Annotated in this window: 21 protein-coding genes and 1 riboswitch; of the genes, 18 read left to right on the forward strand and 3 right to left on the reverse strand. The window is 36.9% G+C overall.

Annotation, left to right across the window (positions count from 1 at the left end):
- Window positions 1–5 precede the first annotated feature (5 nt).
- The 18 genes from thrA to ACIEHO_RS07890 all read left to right on the forward strand — a co-directional run bounded on the left by thrA (window position 6) and on the right by ACIEHO_RS07890 (window position 21,767).
- Window positions 6–3,404, forward strand: coding sequence for a bifunctional aspartate kinase/homoserine dehydrogenase I (gene thrA, locus ACIEHO_RS07805; RefSeq protein ID WP_406970550.1), 3,399 nt, complete (start codon window positions 6–8; stop codon window positions 3,402–3,404).
- A gap of 40 nt (window positions 3,405–3,444) precedes the next feature.
- Window positions 3,445–4,617, forward strand: a complete 1,173-nt coding sequence (locus ACIEHO_RS07810) for a trans-sulfuration enzyme family protein (RefSeq protein ID WP_406970362.1) — start codon at window positions 3,445–3,447, stop codon at window positions 4,615–4,617.
- Window positions 4,618–4,630: 13 nt separating this feature from the next.
- Window positions 4,631–5,050, forward strand: coding sequence for an RrF2 family transcriptional regulator (locus tag ACIEHO_RS07815; protein ID WP_406970364.1), 420 nt, complete (start codon window positions 4,631–4,633; stop codon window positions 5,048–5,050).
- A 161-nt stretch (window positions 5,051–5,211) separates the two neighbouring features.
- Complete coding sequence (locus tag ACIEHO_RS07820; RefSeq protein ID WP_406970366.1) at window positions 5,212–5,469, forward strand: DUF2061 domain-containing protein; 258 nt, start codon at window positions 5,212–5,214, stop codon at window positions 5,467–5,469.
- A gap of 15 nt (window positions 5,470–5,484) precedes the next feature.
- Window positions 5,485–6,105, forward strand: coding sequence for a phosphoadenosine phosphosulfate reductase domain-containing protein (locus ACIEHO_RS07825; RefSeq protein WP_406970368.1), 621 nt, complete (start codon window positions 5,485–5,487; stop codon window positions 6,103–6,105).
- Window positions 6,106–6,217: 112 nt separating this feature from the next.
- Window positions 6,218–7,123 carry a sulfate adenylyltransferase subunit CysD gene (gene cysD / locus ACIEHO_RS07830; RefSeq protein WP_406970370.1) on the forward strand — a complete coding sequence of 302 codons (906 nt, stop codon included), beginning with the start codon at window positions 6,218–6,220 and terminating at the stop codon, window positions 7,121–7,123.
- 143 nt (window positions 7,124–7,266) lie between these two features.
- Window positions 7,267–8,514, forward strand: coding sequence for a sulfate adenylyltransferase subunit 1 (locus tag ACIEHO_RS07835; RefSeq protein ID WP_406970372.1), 1,248 nt, complete (start codon window positions 7,267–7,269; stop codon window positions 8,512–8,514).
- 10 nt (window positions 8,515–8,524) lie between these two features.
- Entirely contained in the window at window positions 8,525–10,627 is a 2,103-nt protein-coding gene (locus tag ACIEHO_RS07840; RefSeq protein WP_406970374.1) for a HEPN domain-containing protein, read from the forward strand.
- A 9-nt stretch (window positions 10,628–10,636) separates the two neighbouring features.
- On the forward strand, window positions 10,637–11,398 hold the full coding sequence (gene cobA, locus ACIEHO_RS07845; protein WP_406970376.1) for a uroporphyrinogen-III C-methyltransferase: 762 nt from the start codon (window positions 10,637–10,639) through the stop codon (window positions 11,396–11,398).
- A gap of 3 nt (window positions 11,399–11,401) precedes the next feature.
- Window positions 11,402–11,983, forward strand: a complete 582-nt coding sequence (locus ACIEHO_RS07850) for a precorrin-2 dehydrogenase/sirohydrochlorin ferrochelatase family protein (protein ID WP_406970378.1) — start codon at window positions 11,402–11,404, stop codon at window positions 11,981–11,983.
- A gap of 11 nt (window positions 11,984–11,994) precedes the next feature.
- Entirely contained in the window at window positions 11,995–13,047 is a 1,053-nt protein-coding gene (locus ACIEHO_RS07855; RefSeq protein ID WP_406970380.1) for an NAD(P)/FAD-dependent oxidoreductase, read from the forward strand.
- A 131-nt stretch (window positions 13,048–13,178) separates the two neighbouring features.
- Window positions 13,179–13,922 (forward strand): serine O-acetyltransferase EpsC, encoded by a 744-nt coding sequence (epsC, locus tag ACIEHO_RS07860; protein ID WP_406970382.1) that lies wholly within the window; start codon window positions 13,179–13,181, stop codon window positions 13,920–13,922.
- On the forward strand, window positions 13,906–14,796 hold the full coding sequence (gene cysM, locus ACIEHO_RS07865; protein ID WP_406970384.1) for a cysteine synthase CysM: 891 nt from the start codon (window positions 13,906–13,908) through the stop codon (window positions 14,794–14,796). Before epsC ends, cysM begins: the two co-directional genes overlap by 17 nt.
- A 107-nt stretch (window positions 14,797–14,903) precedes the next feature.
- Window positions 14,904–15,030: riboswitch (SAM riboswitch) on the forward strand.
- Between the two features lie 53 nt (window positions 15,031–15,083).
- A complete protein-coding gene (locus tag ACIEHO_RS07870; RefSeq protein WP_406970386.1) occupies window positions 15,084–16,097 on the forward strand; it encodes a homocysteine S-methyltransferase family protein in 1,014 nt (337 codons plus the stop codon).
- Window positions 16,098–16,112: 15 nt separating this feature from the next.
- Window positions 16,113–18,785: a methionine synthase gene (gene metH, locus ACIEHO_RS07875; RefSeq protein ID WP_406970388.1), complete on the forward strand. Its 2,673-nt coding sequence runs from the start codon at window positions 16,113–16,115 to the stop codon at window positions 18,783–18,785.
- A 140-nt stretch (window positions 18,786–18,925) separates the two neighbouring features.
- Window positions 18,926–19,882, forward strand: coding sequence for a methylenetetrahydrofolate reductase [NAD(P)H] (gene metF / locus ACIEHO_RS07880; RefSeq protein WP_406970390.1), 957 nt, complete (start codon window positions 18,926–18,928; stop codon window positions 19,880–19,882).
- Window positions 19,883–19,917: 35 nt separating this feature from the next.
- On the forward strand, window positions 19,918–21,018 hold the full coding sequence (locus ACIEHO_RS07885; RefSeq protein ID WP_406970392.1) for an acyloxyacyl hydrolase: 1,101 nt from the start codon (window positions 19,918–19,920) through the stop codon (window positions 21,016–21,018).
- 2 nt (window positions 21,019–21,020) lie between these two features.
- Window positions 21,021–21,767: a head GIN domain-containing protein gene (locus ACIEHO_RS07890; protein WP_406970394.1), complete on the forward strand. Its 747-nt coding sequence runs from the start codon at window positions 21,021–21,023 to the stop codon at window positions 21,765–21,767.
- Here ACIEHO_RS07890 and ACIEHO_RS07895 read toward each other — a convergent pair.
- From ACIEHO_RS07895 to gldA, 3 genes are all read right to left on the reverse strand, one after another.
- Window positions 21,753–22,940: an acetate/propionate family kinase gene (locus ACIEHO_RS07895; protein WP_406970396.1), complete on the reverse strand. Its 1,188-nt coding sequence runs from the start codon at window positions 22,938–22,940 to the stop codon at window positions 21,753–21,755. The two genes, ACIEHO_RS07890 and ACIEHO_RS07895, sit on opposite strands and share 15 nt — an antisense overlap.
- A gap of 4 nt (window positions 22,941–22,944) precedes the next feature.
- Window positions 22,945–25,035 carry a phosphate acetyltransferase gene (gene pta, locus ACIEHO_RS07900; RefSeq protein WP_406970398.1) on the reverse strand — a complete coding sequence of 697 codons (2,091 nt, stop codon included), beginning with the start codon at window positions 25,033–25,035 and terminating at the stop codon, window positions 22,945–22,947.
- A gap of 146 nt (window positions 25,036–25,181) precedes the next feature.
- On the reverse strand, window positions 25,182–26,078 hold the full coding sequence (gldA, locus tag ACIEHO_RS07905; RefSeq protein WP_406970400.1) for a gliding motility-associated ABC transporter ATP-binding subunit GldA: 897 nt from the start codon (window positions 26,076–26,078) through the stop codon (window positions 25,182–25,184).
- Window positions 26,079–26,245: the final 167 nt, after the last annotated feature.

Raw genomic sequence — 26,245 nt, forward strand, 5'->3', positions numbered from 1 at the left:
ATAAATTGAAGCATCCGTTGCAGCATATCAACATTAAAAATTATTCCACCGAAAGTGGTGTCACTATTCCTGAGTTAAAGCTGAGCTATCAGGTTTTTGGCCAAACTTTAGGTACGGCGCCCATAATTTTGGTGAACCATGCGTTAACAGGAAACAGTAATGTTGCCGGTGAAGATGGCTGGTGGATAGATTTGATAGGAAAAGACAAGGTGATTGATATCAAGCTGTACACTATTTTAGCATTCAATATTCCTGGAAACGGTTTTGACGGTTTTGTAATTAAAAATTATAAGGATTTTGTAGCCAGAGATGTGGCTAATATTTTTTTAATCGGATTACAAAAGTTAAATATTGACAAAGTATTTGCAACCATTGGAGGTTCATTAGGTGGAGGCATCGCTTGGGAAATGGCGGTGAACAATCCAACTTTTACCGAGCATTTAATTACCGTGGCCACCGATTGGAAATCTACCGATTGGCTAATTGCCAATTGTCAGATACAAGAGCAATTTCTGTTAAACTCAAAACATCCGGTGCACGATGCCCGCATGCATGCCATGTTATGTTATCGAACACCTGAGTCTTTCAAAGAACGCTTCAAACGTTCTAAAAATGAAGATTTAGAGATTTTTAATGTAGAAAGTTGGTTGCTTCACCATGGAAAAAAGTTACAGGAGCGTTTTCAGCTTTCAGCTTATAAATTAATGAACCAATTACTTAAAACTATAGACGTGACCAAAGGACGATCTAATGATTTTAACGTGTTGGATAACATTGAGGCGAACATACACATTATTGGTGTAGACTCCGATTTGTTTTTTACAGCTGAAGAAAACCGTGAAACGCATAAGCAATTGGCTTTAACAAACCCGAACGTAACTTATAATGAGATACACTCGGTACACGGGCATGATGCCTTTTTAATGGAATACGAACAATTGGAAAAGATTATAGAGGGCATTTTTGTGCCCGATTCTAAAAGAAAAAGAATGAAAGTATTGAAATTTGGAGGGAAGTCGTTGGCTAACGGAAAAGGTTTGGAAACGGTACTTTCAATTATCAAAGATAAGGTAAACTCTGGCGAACGTATTAGTGTTGTGGTTTCGGCAAGAGGTTCGGCAACTAATGATTTGGATTCTATTTTAAATAAGGCTTTAAAAGGTAAACCTTATCAAGAAGAGTTGGAAGCATTTAAGGCATACCAGTCTGAGCCCTCAAAAACTATTGATTTTTCTGAAGAATTTTCAGTACTCGATAAGCTTTTTGAAGGTGTTAGTTTGCTGCGCGATTACAGTAAAAAAACCAAAGACAATATCTTGGCACAAGGCGAATTGTTAGCTGTTAGGCTAATCACCAATTTATTGAATGAAGAAGGCGTAAAAGCTAAGGCTACCGATGCCCGTGAACTAATAAAAACAGATGAGGCTTTTGGTAATGCGCAGCCTTTATCAAAATTATCAAAAGAGAATACCGAAGCTTATTTTAAAGCCAATAAAGATGTGGTTAATGTGGTTACTGGCTTTATAGCTTCAAACTTAAAGAACGAAACCACCACTCTTGGAAGAAACGGTAGTAATTATACGGCAGCTTTATTAGCCAATTTTTTAGATGCCGAAGAACTTCAAAACTATACCCATGTTAATGGTATTTATACCGCCGATCCTAATTTGGTGGCCGATGCCCAACAAATAAGGGAGCTGTCATACAGTGAGGCTAACGAATTGGCTAATTTCGGCACATCGGTATTGCATGCGAAAACCATTATTCCCTTAGTTGAAAAGAACATCAATTTACGCATTCTAAATACTTTTAATCCGAATGATGAAGGCACATTAATTACTGCCAAGCCAAGTACCAAGGAGGTAACATCGTTGTCGGTTTTAGATAATGTGGCGCTATTGAATTTAGAAGGCCGCGGACTTTTGGGGAAGAGTGGTGTAGATGCCCGTATTTTTGGTGCTTTGAGCAATCATGGTATTAGTGTGAGTATTGTGTCGCAAGGTTCGTCTGAAAGAGGTATTGGTCTTATTATTGATGCCGACCAAGCAACCCAGGCTGTTATTGCTTTAGAACGTGAGTTTGAAAGCGATTTTTATTCGCAGGATGTCAATAAAATTGATGTGGTTGATGATGTTTCGGTTATTTCTATTGTGGGTATCGAATTGAGTTCCTTCCATAAACCATTCAATGCACTGATAAAAAATCAAATTACACCGATACTTTTCAATAATACCGTTACCGGGAAGAATGTGAGTTTGGTGGTTAAAAAATCACAGTTACATAAAGCGGTTAACGTTATTCACGGTGAGGTTTTTGGTATTTCGAAAAAAATAAACATTGCCATTTTTGGTCACGGCGGAGTTGGCGGTGCGCTAATCAATCAAATTTTGAAATCGAAAGAAGATATTGAAAACCGAAAAGGTATTAACTTAAATGTGTTTGCCATTGCCAATTCAAAACAGGTGCTTTTAAATAGAAAAGGCGCCAGCAAAACTTGGAAACAAGATATCGCGAAAATTGATAACGACCTTTCCGTTAGTGACATTATTACCTTTGCTGAAAATCATCACTTAGAAAATTTAATAGCAGTTGATAATACGGCAAGTTCTGACTTTTACGAAAATTACATACCGTTGGTTGAGGCAGGTTTCGATTTGGTGTCATCAAATAAAATTGCCAATACTATTTCTCATGAATTTTATAAAGATTTGCGACTTCAATTAAAAGAACATAACAAGCAATATTTGTATGAAACCACTGTTGGAGCAGGTTTGCCATTAATTGATACGATTAAATTATTGCACGAATCGGGAGAAAATATTACGAGAATACGAGGTGTGTTTTCAGGAACATTAAGTTATTTGTTCAATAATTTTTCTATTCAAGACAAGTCATTCAGTGAAATAGTTCGGGAAACTATTGATAAAGGTTTCACCGAGCCAGATCCTCGAGAGGATTTTTCGGGAAATGATGTGGCCAGAAAGCTGTTAATTCTTGCAAGAGAGTTAGATTTGCAAAACGAATTTGAAGATGTATCAGTGCAAAACCTAATTCCGGAGGCCTATCGAGAAATTTCTGTTCAAGAGTTTTTAAGTCAGCTTAATGTTTTAAACGAAGAATATCAGCAGATAAAGTCAAGCCAAAAACCTGGGTATGTTTTGAGATATGTAGGTGATTTGTCTGGCGATTTATCAAAAGATAAAGGAACTTTAGAGGTTAAACTGGTTTCTATTCCTGAAGACAGTACTTTAGGACATGTAAAAGGTAGCGATGCCATTTTTGAAATTTTCACCGAAAGCTACGGCGAACAGCCCATTGTCATTCAAGGTGCCGGGGCAGGAGCTGAGGTTACGGCCAGAGGTGTTTTTGGAGACATTTTAAGGCTGTCAAAACATATAAATTAATGAGAAGGTTTAGCGTGGTTTAAGCCTAAAATAAGAGAAAATGAAAGAGAATATAAAGAATTTTGAAACAGAAGCCATCCGCACACAAGCTGAGACCTCTCAGTTTTCAGAACATTCCGTGCCGTTATATTTAACATCAGGGTTTGTTTTTGACGATGCCGAAGAAATGAGAGCCTCTTTTGCCGAAGAAAAACAACGTGATTTATATAGCCGTTATAGCAATCCAAATGTTAACGAATTTGTAGATAAAGTTTGTGCTATGGAAGGTGCAGAAGCAGGTTTTGCCTTTGCTAGTGGTATGGCCGCTGTGTTTTCAACATTTGCCACATTGTTGGATGCTGGAGATCATGTGGTGTCATGTAGTTCTGTTTTTGGAGCAACCCACGGCTTGTTTACTAAGTATTTTCCAAAATGGAATATTGAATGCTCCTATTTCAATATAAATGAAGTTGAAAATATTCAAGATTTAATTCAGCCTAACACTAAGTTTATTTACGCTGAAACACCCACTAACCCTGGTGTTGATGTGCTAGATTTAGAATATTTAAGTGCTATTTGTAAAAAGCACAACCTGTTGTTAGTGATTGATAATTGCTTTGCAACACCATACCTGCAAAACCCGATAAAGTATGGGGCAGATTTAGTAATTCATTCTGCTACCAAATTAATGGACGGGCAAGGCCGCGTTCTAGGAGGTATTACTGTTGGAAAAAAGGAATTGATAAGAGAGATTTATTTGTTTTCAAGACTTACAGGTCCTTCAATGAGTCCTTTTAATGCATGGGTGCTATCAAAATCTTTAGAGACATTGGCTGTTAGAGTTGAAAAACATTGTGAAAATGCATTGGAAATTGCCACATATTTGGAAACACATCCTAAGGTGAAATGGGTAAAGTACCCATTTTTAAAGTCGCACCCTAAGTATGATGTAGCCATTAAACAAATGCGTTTGGGCGGAAACATTGTAGCTTTTGAGGTAGAAGGAGGATTAGAAGGAGGAAGAGCGTTTTTAGATGGATTAAAAATGTGCTCGCTTTCTGCTAATTTAGGTGATACCCGCACTATTGCAACGCATCCAGCGAGTACCACACATGCTAAAGTTGAATCAGAAGTAAAAGCCGCAGCAGGTATTACTGATGGCATGGCGCGCATTTCTGTGGGATTGGAGCATGTGGACGATATTATTGCTGATTTGGAGCAAGCACTAAATTAATTATATTAGCCGAATGCTATCCAAAAAAACAAAATATGGCCTTAAGGCACTCACTTTTATAGCGAGAAATACTGGTGATTTACCTGTTCAAGTTGGTGAAATTGCCAAAAGTGAAAGTATTCCCCAAAAGTTTTTAGAGAGTATTTTGCTCACCTTACGGAAGTCGGGCATATTGGGTTCTAAAAAGGGTAAGCACGGTGGATATTATTTACGGAAAGAACCTTCAGAAATTTTAATGACCGAAGTTATGCGCGTTTTAGAAGGTCCCATTGCCATGGTACCTTGCGTAAGTTTAAATTATTATGAAAAGTGCGACGACTGCCCAGACGAAGCCCTATGTAGCGTAAATAAGCTCATGATTCAAGTACGTGATAGCACACTTAAGGTGTTCAGAAATACCACCTTAGCAGATTTATCCAAAAGAAATGAGTAAAGATTTCTTAATAAAAACAGTTTTTATTTTTGATTTTCTTCAGTTTGTCGTAAAAAAATGCCATTATTCTAAAAAGTTGTTAGTACAATTTGTCATCTAAAAAAAAGTATTACTTTTGTAATTCCTATTAAATTGATAGGATTAATATAATTCAACGACAAATGATTGGACAGATGTTAATAAAAGATAAAGAAAAGTCAACCTATGAAGCAGATGCTTCAAGCGAAAAACCAATAAGAAGTATAGTTAAGTCTTTAAGTTGGAGAACTATAGGCACTTTAGATACCATTTTAATATCGTGGATTATAACAGGTAAGTTAGATTTAGCGTTTTCAATAGGAGGTATCGAATTGGTAACAAAAATGGTATTATATTTTTTCCATGAGCGTATTTGGAATTCAATTAAGTGGGGAAAATAAAAAGTGAAAATTAAGATGTTTACAGAAACTCAAATAAAAGAATTAAACGAAGCATTTAAAGATGCTAAACCGGCCGACGTCATAAAAAAAGCATTTGAGCTTAATGATGAAGCTGTTGTTACGACTAATTTTAGACCTTACGAAGCGGCTATTTTACATGCCGTAAGTTCGGTTGAATCAAAAATACCGGTGGTATGGTGCGATACAGGTTATAACACGCCACAAACCTACAGGCATGCCGAGCAAGTTATAAAAGATTTAGATTTGAATATCTTTTTATACGTGCCCAAGCAAACATCGGCTCACCGCGATGTGGTGTTGGGAATTCCATCTGTCGATGCGCCAGAACATGCTTTATTTACAGAACAGGTAAAGCTAGAGCCATTCAAAAGAGCTATGGAAGAGCATAAGCCTAAAGTATGGTTCACCAACTTGCGCCAAGGTCAAACGGCGTTTAGAGATAGTATTGGTATTTTTAGTTTAAGCAAAGACGGTGTTCTAAAGGTGAGTCCGTTTTACTATTGGTCCGACGAAAAATTAGATGGCTATTTAGAAGAAAACAAATTACCAAATGAATTTAAATATTTTGATCCAACTAAAGCATTAGAAAATAGAGAGTGTGGTTTGCACGCATAATCCTGTCGGTAGTAGGCAGTCGCAGTAACTAGAAAGTAAATTAATATAATAACAAAACTCTTAACCCGCCCGAGTAAGAGTTCTCCCTTCGGGGGTTAGGGGGCAGAATATTATGAAGAAAGATACATCACATATCAACTCGCTCGAAAACGAAGCGATTTACATCATGAGAGAAGTAGCCGCACAGTTTGAAAAACCTGTACTGTTGTTTTCTGGAGGAAAAGATTCGATTACTTTGGTAAGGTTGGCCGTAAAGGCATTTTACCCTGCAAAAGTACCGTTTCCTTTGATGCATATTGATACAGGGCATAACTTTCCTGAGACCATTGAGTTTAGAGACCGATTGGTTAAGGAGTTAGGTTTGGAGCTTATTGTTCGCAACGTTCAGGATTCTATTGATCAAGGAAAAGTAAAAGAGGAGTCTGGCCGTTATGCAAGTAGAAACCAATTGCAAACCACTACACTTTTAGATGCCATTGAAGAATTCAAGTTCGATGCTTGTATTGGGGGAGCACGTCGTGATGAAGAAAAAGCTAGAGCGAAAGAACGTATTTTTTCAGTACGTGATGATTTCGGTCAATGGGACGAAAAAAACCAACGTCCAGAGTTGTTTGATATGCTGAATGGTGATATTGAGCATGGCCAGAACGTACGTGTATTTCCAATTTCAAACTGGACAGAATTAGACGTTTGGTCGTATATCGAAAAAGAAAACATTGAAATACCATCAATTTATTTCGCTCATAAGCGTAAAGTATTCTTAAGAGACGGCATGATATGGTCAGCAGATGACGAGGTGGTTTACAGAGATGATCATGAAGAAGTGATAGAGGAAATGGTTCGTTTTAGAACCGTAGGAGATATGAGTTGTACAGCGGCGGTGCTTTCCGAAGCTGCAACCATTTCAAAGGTAGTAGAAGAAATTAGAGATTCTACAATTTCAGAACGTGGCGCTCGTATAGACGATAAACGATCTGAAGCAGCTATGGAAAAACGTAAACAACAAGGGTATTTCTAAGATGGTTAATAGTTGTTAGTTATTGGATACTGGTAATTAGCAATTTGTAAAATATTCAAAAAAATAAAAATTAAGTTGTTGAAGTTTAAAAGGGAATTTAGAAAAATCTAACAACCAAAAACCAACAACCAATAACAAAATAAATGGAAGTATTAAAAATTGCAACAGCAGGAAGTGTAGATGATGGAAAAAGTACGTTAATAGGACGTATTCTTTACGATACAAAATCATTAACTACTGATAAATTGGAAGCTATTGAAAAAACAAGTAAACAACGTGGGTACGATTACTTGGACTTTTCCTTAGCTACGGATGGCTTGGTTGCCGAAAGAGAACAAGGTATTACTATTGATGTAGCACATATATATTTTTCAACAGGAAAGAAAAGTTACATTATAGCCGATACCCCTGGCCATGTGGAGTATACCAGAAATATGGTGACTGGAGCATCAACCTCGCAAGCATCCATTATTTTAATTGACGCTAGAAAAGGGGTGATTGAGCAAACTCACCGTCACTTCTTCATCAATAATTTATTAAGAATTAAAGATGTGGTTGTTGCGATAAACAAAATGGATTTAGTTGATTATTCTGAAGAGGTTTACAATAGCATTAAAGGCGATTTTGAGGAGTTGATGAGCAAGCGTGATTATCAAGACCAAAAAATTACTTTTATCCCTGTTAGTGCGTTAAAAGGTGATAACGTGGTTCATAAATCTGATGAGATGCCTTGGTATAAAGGTGAAGCTTTGTTAGAGCATTTAGAGCAATTGGATAAAGCCGATATTTTTAATGTAGGTACACCGCGTTTTCCTGTGCAGTATGTTATCCGTCCTAAAACCGAAGATTTCCATGATTTTAGAGGTTATGCCGGAAAAGTATACGGAGGGAATTTAAGTGTGGGCGATGATATTATCGTATTACCTTCAAAAACACGATCTAAAATAAAAGATATTTTTTTCTATGATGAAAAGTACGAAACGGCATCACGTCGTTCGTCCGTGACCATCACTTTAGAAAACGATATTAATGTTAGTCGAGGCGATATGATAGTAAAAGAAGGCGATTTACCAACTATCGATAAGCAGTTTACGGCCAATGTTTGTTGGATGGATTCAGATCATTTAACTACTGGCGGTAAGTATATTGTGCAACACGGTGTAAATAAAGTGTTGGCAAAAGTGGATAGAATCAACCATAAAATTCATCCAGATTATTCTGGGTTTGAGAAAGGTGTAACTAGTTTAGGCGTTAACGATATAGCTTCGATAACATTCAAGCTTAACAAACCTATTTTTTACGACCAATTTAAAAACCATAGAACAAATGGGTCGTTTATTTTAATAGATCCACAAACCAACCATACGGTTGGTGCAGGATTCATTCAATAAAAAAAAGAAAATGCAAAGTTTTAGAACAGAAATAGAAAATCCAATAGTTGAAAAAGATATTATTGAATTAGCCAATAAAATCGAGCTTTTCAACAATGGAAAAATAGACGAAGAAAAATTTAGAAGTCTGCGTTTAGCACGTGGGGTTTACGGTCAGCGTCAAGAAGGCGTTCAAATGATTCGTATAAAATTACCTTATGGAAAGGTTAAGGGTAGTCAATTACGCAGAATTTCAGATGTATCCGATGAGTATTCTCGTGGGCGCTTACATATTACAACACGTCAAGATATTCAAATTCATTATGTTGATTTGAATAGAACACCAGAACTTTGGGCAGATTTAGAACGTGATGATGTTACCTTAAGAGAAGCTTGTGGTAACACGGTAAGAAACGTAACCGCTAGCGAAACAGCTGGTATAGATGTAAATGAACCGTTTGATGTGTCGCCTTATGCAGATGCCCTTTTCAAGTTTTTCTTAAGAAATCCTATTTGTCAAGAAATGGGACGTAAGTTCAAGGTGTCATTTTCATCTTCCGATGAAGATACCGGGCTGTCTTACATGCACGATTTAGGTTTCATTGCTAAAGTTAAAAATGATACTCGTGGTTTTAAAGTGATGATTGGTGGCGGATTAGGGTCTCAACCCCGTGAGGCTGATGTGTTGTTTGATTTTATTGAAACCGATAAAATCATTCCTATAATGGAAGGTGTTTTAAGAATTTTTGATCGTCATGGTGAGCGTAAAAGCCGTGCCAAAGCGCGTATGAAATTCTTAATTAAAGACATAGGTCTAGAAGCGTTCAAGGAATTGGTTGAAGAAGAGCAAAAAGCTATAGAAAATAAATCAGTTGCTATAGACGCCGATGCTTACACTGCATCAAAACCGGTTGAAGTTTCAGAGATTCCTCAGGTAAATATAAAAGACGAGCAAGCTTTTGAAACTTGGAAATCTACCAACTTAATTCCTCAAAAACAGGAAGGTTATGTAGCTATTGGTATTAAAGTGCTTTTAGGAGATTTTTATACCGATAAGGCCAGACTATTGGCCGATTTGGTTGAAAACTATGCAGCAGGCGAAATTCGTTTGTCATTGCGTCAAAACATCGTTATTCCTTTTGTGAAAGAAGAATTGGTGCCGTTTTTCTATACAGAGTTAGAAAAATTAGGATTTGTTGAAGCAGGTTATAACAAAGCAGTCGATATTACCGCATGTCCGGGTACAGATACTTGTAATTTAGGTATTGCTAGTAGTACAGGTATTGCAGATGAGTTGGAACGTATTATAAAAGCCGAATATCCACAATATTTAAAGAACGAAGATTTAGTTATTAAAATTAGTGGATGTATGAACGCTTGCGGACAGCACAATATGGCAAATATTGGTTTCCAAGGGATGTCGGTCCGTACACCAGATAAATTGGTCGCTCCTGCTTTACAAGTATTGTTAGGTGGTGGAAATTTAGGAGACGGAAATGGTGTTTTTGCTGATAAAGTGGTGAAAGTACCTAGTAAACGTGGACCAGAGGCTTTACGTAGAATTTTAGATGATTTTGAAGCCAATGCAGGCGGCAAAAAGTTTGTTGATTATTACAAAGAGAAAGGCGAGCGCTATTTTTATGATTACTTAAACGATCTTCAAGATGTTAGTAATTTAACGCAAGACGATTTTATCGATTGGGGTACCGAAGAAGAATATGTAAAAGAGATTGGTATTGGTGAGTGTGCTGGTGTTGTTATCGATTTAATTGCTACTTTATTTTTAGAAAGTCAAGAGAAAATCGAAAACGCTGAAGAAGCCTTGGGCAACAAAGTATATTCGCATGCTATTTACCATGCTTACAGTTCTTTGGTTAATTCCGCGAAAGCGTTATTATTAGCCGAAAACAAGAAAACTAATACGCATGCTGGTATTATCAGTCAGTTTGACGACTTGTTTGTTGAAAGCGGAAAAATTGATTTAGGAATTTCATTCTCGGAATTAATTTATCAAATCAACAAATTTGCACCGAGCCAAGAATTTGCAGAAAAATATATTGGGGATTCTAATAAGTTTTTAGAAAAAGTAAAAGCTTACAGAGAGGCTGAAACTTTAGAAAAGAAAGTAGTTTAAATAAAAGAAATGATTGTAAAAATCCCAAAATTAACGATTGTAGGTGCTGGTCCTGGTGACGAAGACTTAATTACCCTTAAAGCTATTAAGGCAATTGAGTCTGCTGATGTCATTTTGTACGACGCACTTATAAACGAAGCCTTATTAAAATATGCTTCAGTAAACGCTGAGCTTATTTTTGTGGGCAAACGTAAGGGGTGTTATGCATTTCAGCAAGAGCAGATTAACGAGTTGATTGTTTCAAAAGCCAAAGAAAAAGGACATGTGGTGCGCTTAAAAGGTGGAGACCCATTCATTTTTGGTCGGGGAGCTGAGGAAATTGATTATGTTCGTGGTTTTGGTTTAGAAACCTTTTTAGTGCCAGGTATATCGTCATCGATGGCGGTTCCAGCTTATCAAGGTATTCCGTTAACAAAACGTGGTGCATCTGAAAGTTTTTGGGTTATTACAGGAACGACTAAAAAACATCAGATTTCTGGTGATCTAGCTTTAGCTGCTAAGTCAACCGCAACCGTTGTTATTTTGATGGGGATGGGCAAACTTGGAGAAATTGTTCGCATTTTTTCAGAAGAAAATAAACAGGATGCTCCCATTGCCATCATTCAAAACGGAACAAGAGAAGATGAAAAAGTGGGTATAGGTACGATAAGCACTATTCAAGGCATTGTGGCCGAAAAGCAATTGTCGTCACCAGCTATTATTGTTATTGGCGAAGTGGTTAAAGAACGAGCAGTTTTAAGTTCGGTTTTGTCAGAGGTAACAAAAGGATAACTCGTGGAAAGAAATAATCTATATCCTATTTTTTTAAAAGCGAAAAGCTTAAACGTTCTTATAATTGGAGGTGGTTTTGTGGCTGAAGAAAAATTAACATTTCTTCTAAAGTCTAGTCCAGATGCTTGTGTAACAATGGTGTCACCAATGTTCAGAGAAGGTACTGTGTCTTTGTCAAAACAGGGAAATGTTACTTTAATAAAAGATAAATACAAAAAAAAGTATTTAAAGGGGAAGCATATTGTTGTTGCCACGACCGATAAGCCCAAAGTAAACGTGAAGGTGCACAAACATTGTCGCAAAAAAAGCATTTTGGTAAATGTAGCCGACAACCCGCCATATTGTGATTTTTACATGGGTGGAATCGTCACCAAAGGAAATGTAAAAGTAGCGATTTCAACCAATGGAAAATCGCCAACAACAGCAAAACGTTTACGTCAGTTTTTTGAGGATGTGCTTCCTGAAAATGTAGACGATTTAGTGAAAAATTTAAACGAGTATAGAAAAACGATAAAAGGAGATTTCGAACAAAAAGTGGAAACACTAAACGAATTCACCAAAGGATTAATTGAAAAAAAAGAGTAAAACAGTATACAATGATTAAAACAGATATACTTATCATAGGAGCAGGGCCAACAGGGTTATTTACGGTTTTTGAAGCTGGATTGTTAAAGCTTAAATGCCACTTAATTGATGCATTGCCGCAACCGGGTGGTCAGTGTTCAGAGATTTACCCTAAAAAGCCAATTTACGATATACCTGGGTTTCCTGAAATATTAGCTGGTGATTTAACCAGAAATTTATTGGAACAAGGTAAGCAGTTTGAGCCAGGTTTTACATTGGGTGAACGTGCCGAAACTATTGAAAAGCAAGATGATGGTTCGTTTATTGTAACAACCAATAAAGGCACAAAACACCATGCGCCAGTAGTTGCCATTGCTGGTGGCTTAGGGTCTTTCGAGCCAAGAAAACCGGCTATTGATGGTATTACCGAATTCGAAGATAATGGTGTGGAATACATTATTAAAGATCCAGAGTTTTACCGCAATAAAAGAGTAGTGATTTCTGGAGGAGGTGATTCTGCTTTGGATTGGAGTATCTTCTTAACTGATGTGGCTTCGGAAGTTACCTTGATTCACAGGAGAAACGAATTTAGAGGTGCTTTAGATTCTGTTGAAAAAGTTAGAGATTTAACGCAAGAAGGTAAAATCAATTTAGTGACACCAGCTGAAGTAAAGGAACTTCATGGTGATGGAAAAATTGAAGCAATAACCTATGTAAAAGATGGCGAATCAACTAAAATTGAAACCGACCATTTTATACCATTGTTTGGGTTGTCGCCTAAATTAGGGCCAATTGGTAATTGGGGACTAGAAATTCAAAAAAATGCCATTAAGGTTGATAACACATTAAACTATCAAACCAATATTCCAGGTGTTTTCGCTATTGGTGATGTAAATACATACCCAGAAAAATTAAAGTTGATTCTTTGTGGTTTCCACGAGGCCACTCTAATGTGCCAAGCGGCATATCGAATTATCAATCCAGGTAAAAAATACGTTTTAAAGTATACAACCGTAAGTGGAATTGATGGTTTTGACGGTTCGCGTAAAGAAGCACCAAAGGCAGTAGTACAGGCTATAAACTAAAATAAACTAAATAAGAGGTTAAAAAAAATCCCGCAAGGTTATGTTAGCCTTGTGGGATTTAATATTTTTGAATGGTTTTTATCAGTAAAGACTATAGCAAAAAAGAAACCACCCAAACATAAAAAAAGCCCATGAAAAGTTACAATGTTTGTTTAAAGGATACAGTAAAAACGTTTACCAAAAAAATATTCTATTCATTGTTCGATTGTGAGCATGAAGAAGCCAATAGTCAATATTTAGAAGATACTTTTTTAAAGATACTTTCAAACTTGGATATTGAAAACGGTGAAAACATTTGGGCAACGTTTAAAACCGAACTTCTCGAAATTAGAAGAAAGCTCGATTTAGATGCCATCGCATTTGAAAAGAACGATCCAGCTTCGCACAGTTTGGCCGAAATATATATGGCATATCCAGGGTTTTACGCCATTTCAATTTACAGATTGAGTAATGCACTTCACAAATTGGGCGTTTATATTTTGCCAAGAATGATGAGTGAATTTATTCATGGAATCACAGGTATTGATATTCACCCCGGAGCAACTATTGGTGAATCGTTTTATATTGATCACGGAACAGGAATTGTAATTGGTGAAACCTCAATTATAGGCGAGAACGTAAAAATATACCAAGGGGTAACCTTAGGTGGTATTTCAGTAGCTAAAAGTTTAGCGTCTACAAAACGACACCCTACTATTGAAGATAATGTTTGTATTTATGCCAATGCGACTATTTTAGGAGGAGACATTGTTATTGGTAAAAACAGCATTATTGGGGCTAATGTCTGGATTACTGAATCGGTTCCAGTAGACTCATTGGTAACCTATCAAACAGAAATAAAAATCAGACCTAAAAAAAATGGGATACGAAAATAGCATCATTGGTCAAATAGGCAATACGCCATTGGTTGAAGCCACACACCTTATTTCAAAAAAAGGAGTAAGGCTTTTTTTAAAGTTAGAAGGCAATAATCCCGGAGGTAGCGTTAAGGATCGTCCGGCTTTTAATATGATAAATGAAGCCTTAAAACGTGGAGATATAAAAAAAGGAGGCACTTTGGTGGAGGCCACCAGTGGAAATACAGGTATAGCTTTGGCTTTTATTGCCAAATTATTAGGGATGAATATGGTGCTAATTATGCCTGAAAATTCTACTGAAGAGCGTGTAAAGACCATGCGAGCCTATGGAGCTGAGGTTATTTTAACTTCTGCTGATGTAGGTATTGAAGGTTCAAGAGATTTAGCTTTTAAATTAAGGGATGAAAAAGGTTATACCCTTTTAAATCAGTTTGAAAATGATGACAATTGGAAGGCGCATTATAAAACCACTGGCCCAGAAATTTGGAGAGATACTAAGGGTGAAATAACCCACTTTGTATCTGCTATGGGCACCACAGGTACCATTATGGGTGTTTCCACCTATTTAAAAGAACAAAATAAAGATATTACCATTGTTGGGGCGCAACCCGATGATGATTCCAGAATTCCAGGTATTAGAAAGTGGCCAGAAGAGTATGTGCCCAAGTTTTTCGATAGAAGCAAAGTAGATGAGGTTATCGAAGTTACCGAAGCAGATGCCAAGGAAGCGACCGTTAAATTAGCCAAGGAAGAAGGTGTGTTTGCTGGAATGAGTAGTGGTGGTTCTGTGTTTTGTGCATTACAAGTTGCAGAAAAGATAGACCAAGGAGTTATTGTGGCAATAATTTGCGATCGTGGTGATAGGTACCTCTCATCAACCTTGTTTGAGTAATATTGAATAAACTAGGTTTAGAGAGTTTTCAATAAAATAGGAAAACAAAAATATAGTCACTATTTTTGCATTCTGGTTTTAAGAACAAAAAGTTCATTAACGTAATAGTGTTATCAAGAAAGGTAGAGGGATTAGACCCAGTGAAACCTTGGCAACCCTTTAACTCGTAAAGAAGGTGCTACGTTCTGCCGCTTGTCCTAAATTTATTTCAGGAACTTAGTGGAAAGATAACGAATAGTATTTTTTACTTTTCTTGATGATATTATGTGCTTAAAATAATATCAAAAATGTCAAACATAAAAGAGGTTTTAAAAGAACGAATTTTGGTTTTAGACGGTGCTATGGGTACCATGCTACAAGCTTATAAATTCACCGAGGAAGATTTCCGAGGTGAGCGTTTTAAGGATTATTCTTTGCCATTGCAGGGAAACAACGATTTGTTGTCCATAACACAGCCTGAAGCTATAAAAACCATTCATGGCAAGTATTTTGAAGTAGGAGCCGATATTGTTGAAACCAATACGTTTTCGGGTACTACTATTGCTATGGCGGATTACCAAATGGAAGATTTAGTTTATGAACTGAATTATCAGTCTGCTAAAATAGCCAAAGAAGTTGCTGAAGAATTTAGTGCAAAAGAGCCCCATAAACCTCGTTTTGTGGCGGGTTCAATTGGGCCAACTAACCGTACGGCAAGTATGTCGCCCGATGTTAACGACCCAGGTTACAGAGCAGTCACTTTTGATGATTTAAGAGTGGCTTATAAGCAACAAGTTGAAGCTTTAGTAGATGGCGGTGTAGATTTGTTATTGGTTGAAACTGTTTTTGATACTTTAAATGCCAAAGCGGCATTGTTTGCGATAGAACAAGTTAAGGAAGAACGTAATATCGATATTCCAATCATGTTAAGCGGAACCATAACGGATGCATCAGGAAGAACACTTTCTGGACAAACAGCCGAAGCTTTTTTAATTTCGGTTTCTCATATACCGTTGTTGTCTGTCGGTTTTAATTGCGCTTTGGGTGCTAATTTATTGCAACCCCATTTGGAAGCTATTGCCAATAAAACCGATTTTGCCATTTCGGCACACCCCAATGCAGGATTGCCAAATGCATTTGGAGAATACGACGAAACTCCCGAAGAAATGGGCGAGCAGATTGAAGAATATCTTAAGAAAAATTTAATCAATATTATTGGAGGCTGCTGTGGTACTTCGCCAGAGCACATAAGGGTTATTGCTAAAATAGCTTCAAAATACAAACCGCGTCCTCATGCTGAAATTGTTTCAGTATCTCATTAGAAGCTAAGAAAGAAAATGAAAGTGAAGCAAACAAAATACATGAAATTGTCTGGTTTAGAGCCTTTGGTTTTAAATGAAAACAGCAATTTTATAAATGTAGGAGAACGAACAAACGTAGCTGGATCAAGGAAATTTCTTCGATTGATTAAAGAAGAAAATTTCGATGAAGCTCTGGATATCGCGCGTCATCAAGTAGATGGTGGGGCACAGATTATTGATGTAAATTTTGATGACGGACTTATTGATGGCAAGGAAGCCATGGTTAAGTTTTTAAACCTCATAGCTGCCGAACCTGATATTTGCCGAGTACCCATAATGATCGATAGTTCCAAATGGGAAATTATTGAAGCTGGATTACAGGTAGTTCAAGGTAAATGTGTGGTTAATTCCATTTCTCTTAAGGAAGGCGAGGAAAAGTTTATTTGGGAAGCTAAGCAAATATTGCGTTATGGAGCGGCAGTTATCGTTATGGCTTTTGATGAAGTGGGGCAGGCGGATAATTACGAACGCCGAATTGAAATAGCCAAACGATCCTATGATATTTTAGTAAACAAAGTAGGTTTTCCTTCAGAAGATATTATTTTCGATTTAAACGTTTTTCCTGTGGCAACGGGTATGGACGAGCACCGAAAAAATGCCGTCGATTTTATTGAAGCTACCCGTTGGGTTCGCGAAAACTTGCCAAATGTTAGTGTTAGCGGGGGTGTAAGCAACGTATCGTTTTCGTTCCGTGGAAATAATATAGTGCGAGAAGCGATGCACTCGGTATTCCTTTACTATGCTATCCAAGCTGGAATGAATATGGGAATTGTTAATCCTGCCATGTTGGAGGTTTATGATGATATTCCTAAAGATTTATTAAAGCATATTGAAGATGTTATTTTAGATAGGCGCGATGATGCTACCGAACGTTTATTGGAATTTGCCGAAACCGTAAAAGGTACAAAAGCTCAAAGAGCGGTCGATTTATCGTGGAGAGAAAACCCATTGCAAGATCGTATTACACATGCCCTTGTAAAAGGTGTCGACGCCTATATAATTGAAGATATTGAGCAGGCCAGACAAGAAGCCGATAAACCTATCGAGGTTATAGAAGGTCACTTGATGATTGGTATGGACGTGGTTGGTGATTTGTTTGGTGCAGGAAAAATGTTTTTACCGCAGGTTGTGAAATCGGCTCGTGTTATGAAAAAAGCCGTGGGGTATTTAAATCCGTTTATTGAGGCTGAAAAGACTGATAAATCTGAACCTGTTGGTAAAATACTAATGGCTACCGTAAAGGGCGATGTGCATGATATTGGTAAAAATATAGTAAGTGTGGTATTGGCTTGCAACAACTACGAAATTGTTGACTTAGGGGTTATGGTACCACCAGAAAAAATAATTGAAACCGCCATAAAAGAGCGGGTAGATGCTATTGGTCTTTCGGGTTTAATCACCCCGTCGCTTGACGAAATGGTGTATCTCGCCAAAGAAATGCAACGCCAAAATTTTAAGTTGCCTTTGCTTATTGGAGGAGCCACAACATCAAAAGCGCATACCGCAGTAAAGATTGATACACAGTATAAAAATGCAGTAGTGCATGTAAACGATGCATCAAGAGCTGTGACTGTTGTTGGTGATTTACTTAATAAAAAAACCTCGCACGAATATGTGTCGAAACTTAAAAAGGATTATGATGAATTCCGAACTAAGTTTTTAAAACGCGGAAAGGAAAAACCATATATTTCAATAGAAGAGGCACGTAAACGAAAATATAAAATTGATTGGGAAGCTTCAGAAATCACTAAGCCAAATGAAATGGGGGTTCAGGTTTTGAAACAGCTCAGTTTAAAAGAATTGCTACCATTTATTGATTGGAGTCCATTTTTTAGAAGTTGGGATTTACATGGTAAGTTCCCTGATATTTTATCTGATAAAGTGGTGGGCGAACAGGCAACTATCATGTACAATGAAGCCCAAGTAATGATTGAAGAAATCATTGCCAAGCAGTCATTAAAACCTAAAGCAGTTTTTGGTTTGTTTGAAGCTAATTCTATAAACGATGACGATATTTCGGTTAAGAAAAAGGGTGAAGAAATTGCGGTTTTTAGAACATTACGCCAACAATTAAGTAAGCGAGAAGGAATACCTAATCATGCTTTGGCCGATTTTGTTGCCCCAGAGGATTCCGGTAAAACAGATTATGTTGGTGCATTCTGTGTAGGTATTTTTGGTGCCCAAGAATTAGCAGATAGTTATAAGGCCAAAGATGACGATTACAATGCCATAATGGCTCAGGCTATAGCTGATAGATTTGCCGAGGCGTTTGCTGAATATTTGCATAAGCAAATAAGAACGAAACATTGGGGTTATGCTACCAAGGAGGATTTAACCAACGATGATTTAATAAAAGAAAATTATAAAGGTATTCGACCAGCTCCAGGGTATCCAGCATGTCCAGACCATTTGGAAAAAGAAACTATTTGGAAGGTTTTGAACGTTGAAGAGCTTATTGGGGTTAAACTTACTGAGAGTCTGGCCATGTGGCCAGCAGCAGCAGTTTCCGGATATTATTTTGCCAATCCGGAGGCTAAGTATTTTGGTCTTGGAAAAATGAAAGATGACCAAGTGACTGATTATGCCAGCAGGAAAGGCATTGAAAAAAGTGTAGCTAGAAAATGGTTACATCCTAATATAGCTGAGTAAAAGCCCCTCCTAACCTCCCCGAAGGGGAGGGGATTGGGTTTGTCAGTAACAGCGCGAAATTAGAATAAAGAGATAATTATAACTATTTAAAAAATAAAACCCTTAAATTCCCATCCTTTGGAGGGGTTAGGGGAGGCATCATGAAAGTAACAGACCACATAAAAAACGCCAACGGAAAAACATTGTTTTCGTTTGAAGTAATACCACCAAAAAAAGGTAAAGACATTCAGGATTTATATGATAATATTAATCCGCTAATGGAATTCAATCCGCCGTTTATTGATGTGACTACATCTCGCGAAGAGTATGTTTATATCGATAAAGGAAACGGTTTATTGGATAAACGTATTACGCGTATGCGTCCTGGTACGGTAGGTATTTGTGCTTCTATTATGCATAAATATAAAGTGGATGCCATTCCACATTTGCTTTGTGGTGGTTTTACTAAAGAAGAAACCGAATATGTTTTGGTAGACTGTCATTATTTAGGGCTAGATAATGTTATGGCACTGCGTGGCGACTCTATGAAAGATGAAGCATATTTTAAACCCGTTAAGGGTGGCAATGCTTATGCTAGCGAATTGGTAGAACAAATAGCTAATCTAAACCGCGGTCAATATTTACATGATGATGTTGAAGTGGAGCATAATTCTGATTTTTGTATCGGTGTGGCCGGTTACCCAGAAAAGCACATGGAAGCACCATCGTTAGAAACCGATTTAAAACGGTTAAAGACTAAGGTAGATGCGGGTGCTGATTATGTGGTTACCCAAATGTTTTTCGATAATCAAAAGTACTTTGATTTTGTTAAAAAAGCCCGAGATATGGGTATTACGGTTCCTATTATTCCAGGAATAAAGCCTTTGGCCGTAAAGCGTCATTTGCAGTTGTTACCACAGGTGTTTAAAATTGATTTACCTCAAAATTTAATCGAGGCCGTTGAAGATTGCAAAGACAACAAAGCCGTGCGCCAAGTGGGCATTGAGTTTGCCATTCAGCAATCAAAAGAATTATTAGATTTTGGTGTACCTGTGCTGCATTACTATTCTATGGGAAAAAGTGATAATGTTCAAGCGATAGCCTCGGCATTGTTTTAGCCATTCCCTTACATTTGCGGAATAGAAAACCCATTATGAAGTTATTTTATACCTACGTTTTATTTTTTTGCTTTAGTATTGTTTTAGCCCAAGATAAAACGCATACTTTGTATGTTGATGTAAATTATTTTCGAGGAAATATTGCTTTACACAATAATGAAATCCTACATTTAATAAAAGGCCACCCAGAGGGGGCTATTATAGGTTGGAATAAAAAAACTTACGGGTTTAAGGAGTGGGAACAACGTTTTAATTATCCAGATTATGGCGTTTCGTTTGCTTACCAAAACTTTAAAAATGAAGTTTTAGGCAGCAATTATTCCCTTTACGCACATTACAATTTTTATTTTTTTAATAGAAACGTCATGTTTCGTATTGGTCAGGGTTTAGCATACAATACCAACCCATATCACAAAGAAAACAATTATAAAAACGTGGCTTTTGGGTCAAAGTTTATGAGCAGTACTTTTGTGATGCTCAATTATAAAAAGGAAAGAATTTTTGATAAATTTGGGCTGCAAGCAGGGTTGTCGTTAATTCATTATTCTAACGCCAATGTTAAATCTCCCAATAACGGAACAAACTCAATCACACTCAACGTCGGAGTAACTTATAATTTGGATGATACCGATTTGGATTATCAAAAAACTATTGATAAGAAGTCCGACCAAGATTATACTGAACCCATAAAATACAATCTAGCCTTTAGAACTGGAATAAATGAAAGTGACATCGTGGGCAGTGGGCAATATGCTATGTACGTGGCTTCGGTGTATGCCGATAAACGTATCAATAAATCAAGTGCATGGCAGTTGGGAACAGACGTTTTCTTTTCGAATTTTTTGAAGGAGTTAATTTATTTTGAAAGCGTAGCTTTTCCTGAAAAGAACGTTGCAGGTGATGAAGATTACAAACGTATAGGCGTGTTTGCAGGACACGAATTGTTTGTAAACAGAATATCGTTAATCACCCAGTTAGGTTATTATGTTTATTATCCTTTTGATTTTGAGGGGAGAACCTATTTTAGATTAGGGCTAAAACGGTATTTTAATGATAAATGGTTTGGGACACTAAGCTTAAAATCGCACGGTGCGAGGGCTGAAGGTGTTGAATTTGGAATTGGAGTACGACTGTAATCATGAAAAAATTATTTTACATATTATGTTCAATTGTTTTATTTTGCTGTAACAGCGAAAACGCTGGCGATTGTTTTCAAACCACGGGTGAAATTATCCAAAAGGAAGTTGTACTTGCCACTTTTAATAAAGTTTTGGTAAATCGCGATGTTGAATTAATTGTTATTCAAGGAGCAGAGCAAAACGTTGTCATAGAATCAGGTGAAAATTTGATGAATGATGTAAGTGCTGAAGTTATTGACGGCCAACTGATTTTAACTGATAACAACACATGTAATTATGTGCGCGATTATGGCGCTACAAAGGTATTTGTAACCTCGCCAAACATTAATGAAATACGAAGCTCTTCACAATATGATGTCAGTTCGAATGGTATTTTAACTTACCCTAATCTGACCATTCTTTCTGAAGATTTTGGTGCGCCCAATACCTTTACCATAGGCGATTTTAGGTTGCAAATCGATAATAATAGTTTCTCCGTAGTGTTTAACAACCTATCTGTCTGCCACATTTCAGGAGAAACAGATAATTTGTCGGTGCTTTTTGCAGCCGGTAATTCACGTTTTGAAGGTAGAAACCTTATTGCTCAAAAAGTGTATGTAAATAACAGAAGTTCCAACGATATGATTGTTAACCCCCAACAAGAAATAAAAGGAACCATAAAAGGGGTGGGTAACATTATATTGGTTAACGAGCCACCCCTTGTTGATGTTGAGGAGCTATACAAAGGTCGGTTAATCTTCGAATAAACCTACCGATTGTTTAGCTATTTCAAGCTCTTCATTTGTTGGAATTACTAATATTTTAGTTTTTGAGTTATGACTGCTTATGTCGTGCACTTTATTTGAACGAATCTGGTTTTCCTCCTCATTTAACTCAATGCCCAAAAAGTCTAAATCCTCGCAAACCAATTGACGCATCAAACTGGAATTTTCGCCAATACCCGCCGTGAAAACAATAGCATCCAAACCATTTAAAACGGCAGCATAACTTCCTATATATTTTTTTATGCGGTAAGCATTCATTTGTAAGGCCAATTGGCATTTTTTGTTTCCTTTGTCGGCTTCGTCTATAATATCTCTTAAATCACTAAACCCAGTCAAGCCTAACATACCACTTTTCTTTAATAAAAGCGTGTTAACATCGTTTAAGTCATAGTTTAGCTTATCGGCTAAATAGAATGCAAATGCGGGGTCAATATCACCTGATCGCGTACCCATTATCAAGCCACCTAAAGGTGAAAACCCCATCGAATGATCGATGCTTTTTCCGTTCTTAACTGCGGTCATACTACAACCATTTCCTAAATGGATAGTAATGATTTTCGACTCTGGCTTGTCAAGGTATTCAATAGCTTTTTCTGAAACAAATTTATGGCTAGTGCCATGAAAACCGTACAAGCGAATACTGTATTTGTCCGAAAACTCATTTGGAATGGCATACTTATAAACATGTTCTGGGATAGATTGGTGGAAAGCGGTGTCGAAAACCGCTACCTGTTTCGCATTCGGGAATATTTCTTCGGCTACTTCAATACCCTCTAAATTAGGGGGGTTATGTAAAGGTGCTAACGTTGAAAGTGATTTTATTTTGTCTTTTACCTCTTTAGTGATTTCGGTGGTGTCGCTAAAATGCTTTCCACCATGCACCACACGATGTCCAACAATATCAATCTCATCAGAAGAAGCAATAATTCCTGTTTCCTTATCAAGTAATTGATTGGATAAAAGTTCCAATCCAGTTTTATGGTTCGGAATTGAGGTGGTGACCTCTATTTTTTTGCCGTTAGCTTTGAAAGTAAATTTACCATCATCTAAACCTATACGTTCAATTAAGCCTGAACACAAAATGGTTTTTTGCGGCATTGAAAAAAGTTGGAATTTTAATGATGAACTTCCTGAATTTAAAACGAGTACTTGCATTATTTTAAAGGTCTTGAGCTTGAATAGCGGTTATAATTACGGTGCTGTAAATGTCGTCTGCAGTACAGCCACGGCTTAGGTCGTTTACTGGTTTGTTTAGTCCTTGAAGCATTGGTCCAATAGCTAATGCCCCAGTTTCACGTTGAACGGCTTTATAGGTATTGTTTCCTGTGTTTAGGTCTGGGAATATAAGAACACTGGCTTGTCCAGCTACTTCAGAGTCTGGTAATTTACTTTTGCCAATACGCATATCAACAGCCGCGTCATATTGAATCGGGCCTTCAATTTTTAGTTCTGGAGCTTTTGCTTTAGCAATTTCTGTAGCTTCTCTTACTTTATCCACGTGCTCACCTTTTCCTGATGACCCCGATGAATATGACAACATAGCCACTTTCGGCTCAACACCAAAGTTTAACGCTGTTTGTGCCGACGAAATAGCTATCTCTGCCAACTGTTCGGCATTGGGGTTGGGATTGATTGCACAATCACCAAATATAGATACACGATCTTCTAAACACATAAAGAATACAGACGACACAATATTAACTCCAGGTTTAGTTTTGATGAATTGCAGCGCTGGGCGCAACGTATGCTGGGTTGTGTTTACGGCACCTGAAACCATCCCATCAGCATGGCCTTTATAAATCATCATCGTACCAAAATATGAAACGTCAGACATAGCATCTCTCGCCATATCCATATTCACATTCTTGTGTTTCCGTAATTCGTAAAAAGTGCTTACGTAGTCTTCAAAGTGCGGCGATTTTGTTGGAGACACAACGTTAACTTCTTCTAAATTCAATGGAATGTCATGTTTTTCTATACGCTCCCTGATTTTGTCTTCTTCACCAATTAAAGTTAAGTCAACAACGTGCGCATCAATTAACCTTGCCGCTGCTCTTAATACACGTTCGTCATAGCCTTCAGGTAAAACAATATGTTTTTTATTTTTAAGGGCACGTTGTAGCAAATTATATTGAAACATTCTTGGGGTGAATATTTCTGATTTAAATGTGATTAAATCATTCGCTAATTTCTCGGTGTCAACATGCTTTTCAAAAGTTGCAATTGAAGTTGTTATTTTTTCAATGTTTTCAGCATAAATTTTTGATTTTATTTTGCCTATACTATTGGTAGCATTATAAGTACCCGCATTAACGCTAATAATTGGCACAACACTTGAAAGTCCTTCTATTAGCCGTAAGATTGGTGTTTCAGGAATAAGCCCTCCCGTTAAAACTATACCGGAAATTTTAGGATAGTTTTTAGAGATATTAGCTTGTAGGGCACCTAAAATAATATCTGCCCTGTCTCCTGCAGTAATGACCAAGGAACCTTCTTTTAAGTGCGTTAGGTAATTTCTTAGTTGCATGGTTCCTACCCCAAAATTTTCCACGGGGTTGTTTAGCATATCTTTTCCGAAAAGAACCTGGCCTTCTAACAATTTTAAAACTTCTTTAACCGTAGGGTTTGCCAAACTGTGGATTTTGGGAATTACGGTAATGTCTGTACCATTACCTATACGGTCTTGTAGTAGTGATTTTAACTTAGGTATATTTTCTTCATTAACTTTATTGGTCATTATAGAAAGTACATCAACACTTTGTTTAAAAGTGTCGTGGGATAATTGGGCGCTTTCTACAAGTTCTTTTAAATCCTTTTTGTCACCTTGCATGACTATTATTACGGGTAGACTTAAATTTTTTGAAATCAATATATTCAAGTCAAGCTCTATACTAGAGTTTTCGTGCGAAAAATCAGTTCCTTCAACTAAAACGATATCAAAACGTTCTTCAAGGTATTTGTACTTCTTAATTATATGGTCAATAACATCACCAGATTTACCTTGGTTGTAAAGGTCCAATACTTCATTTCTAGTGTATGCATAAGTTTTTTTATAATTAAGGTCAATTTCAAAATGAGAGATGACCGTTTTAATATGGTTGTCCATTTCACCTTCTTCGGGATCCTCAATAATGGGTCTAAAATAACCTACTTTTGCCGTTTTTCCTAAAAGCATCCGCATTAAACCCAATACCACAACAGACTTCCCGCTGTTAGGTTCTAACGTAGCTACATAAATTCCTTTACTCATATTAATTTGTTTTTTTTATTTGCTTAATCGATTAAACAAAATCGAAAAAGGACTTGACTTGAATTGTTTTTAATTTAACGTTGACAAAATTAAGATGTAAATGAGTTACCAAAGATGACAATTGTCATTCTTGAAATATATTTTGGTTAATTGGATGTTAAATCCTTAAAAAGTGACTCCAAGCTAGCATTTTTTTGATTGAGCTGAAGTATTTTCAATTTGTTGTCGTGTGCAAAATCGAAAACATGAGAACGCATATCTTCTGAGGTTTTAAATGTAATTTCGTAAACAAAACCATAGGTGTTAGCAACGCTTTTAACTTTTGGTAGGCTTAACAAAAAGGCTTCTTCTACGCGATAGTCAAACTCAACAATAACCACTTGTTCTTTTTCGTCGCGTAAATCTTTTAGTTTTTTGTCGGCCACAATTTCACCATTGTTGATAATTATAACGCGGTCGCACATGGCCTCAACTTCCTGCATAATGTGGGTAGACAGAAACACCGTCTTTGTTTTTCCAACGGTTTTTATCAAATTTCTTATGTCGATAAGCTGATTGGGGTCTAAACCTGTTGTAGGTTCATCTAAAATTAAAACCTCTGGGTCATGCAGTAATGCATTGGCCAAACCAACACGTTGGCGATACCCTTTTGAAAGTTGACCAATTTTTTTATGGGCTTCCGGGGTTAATCCGGTAAGCTTGATGACTTCGTCAATCCGATTTTTTCCAACAGCATGAATGCTGGCATTAAAAGCCAAATATTCTCTTATGTACAAATCTAAATACAAAGGGTTATGCTCTGGTAAATAACCAACGCTTTGCTGAACTTGCTTAGCACGGTCTTTTACGCTATGACCATTTACTCGGGTTTTTCCACTATCAGCATTAAGGTAGGTCGTTAAAATTTTCATCATAGTCGATTTTCCAGCACCATTCGGACCTAAAAACCCGACAACTTCTGGGCTGTCCACTCTAAAAGATATGTTGTTCAAGGCCTTTTGCTTTCCATATAATTTAGAAACACTTTCTACTTCTATAGACATATTTAAAATTGTTTCTTCAAAAATAGTGATTATCCAACGCAAAGTTGTATTTGCCTAAAAATCTTTAAAACTTTTAAAAAAATAGCAAAAAAGATTTTAATCTGTTTTTATTTCTTAAAATAATATTTACTTTAGCGCCGTAATTATGATAAAGACAGCTTATTATA

The sequence above is a fragment of the Flavisericum labens genome, assembly GCF_045446075.1.
GTDB classification, from domain to species: domain Bacteria; phylum Bacteroidota; class Bacteroidia; order Flavobacteriales; family Flavobacteriaceae; genus Flavisericum; species Flavisericum labens.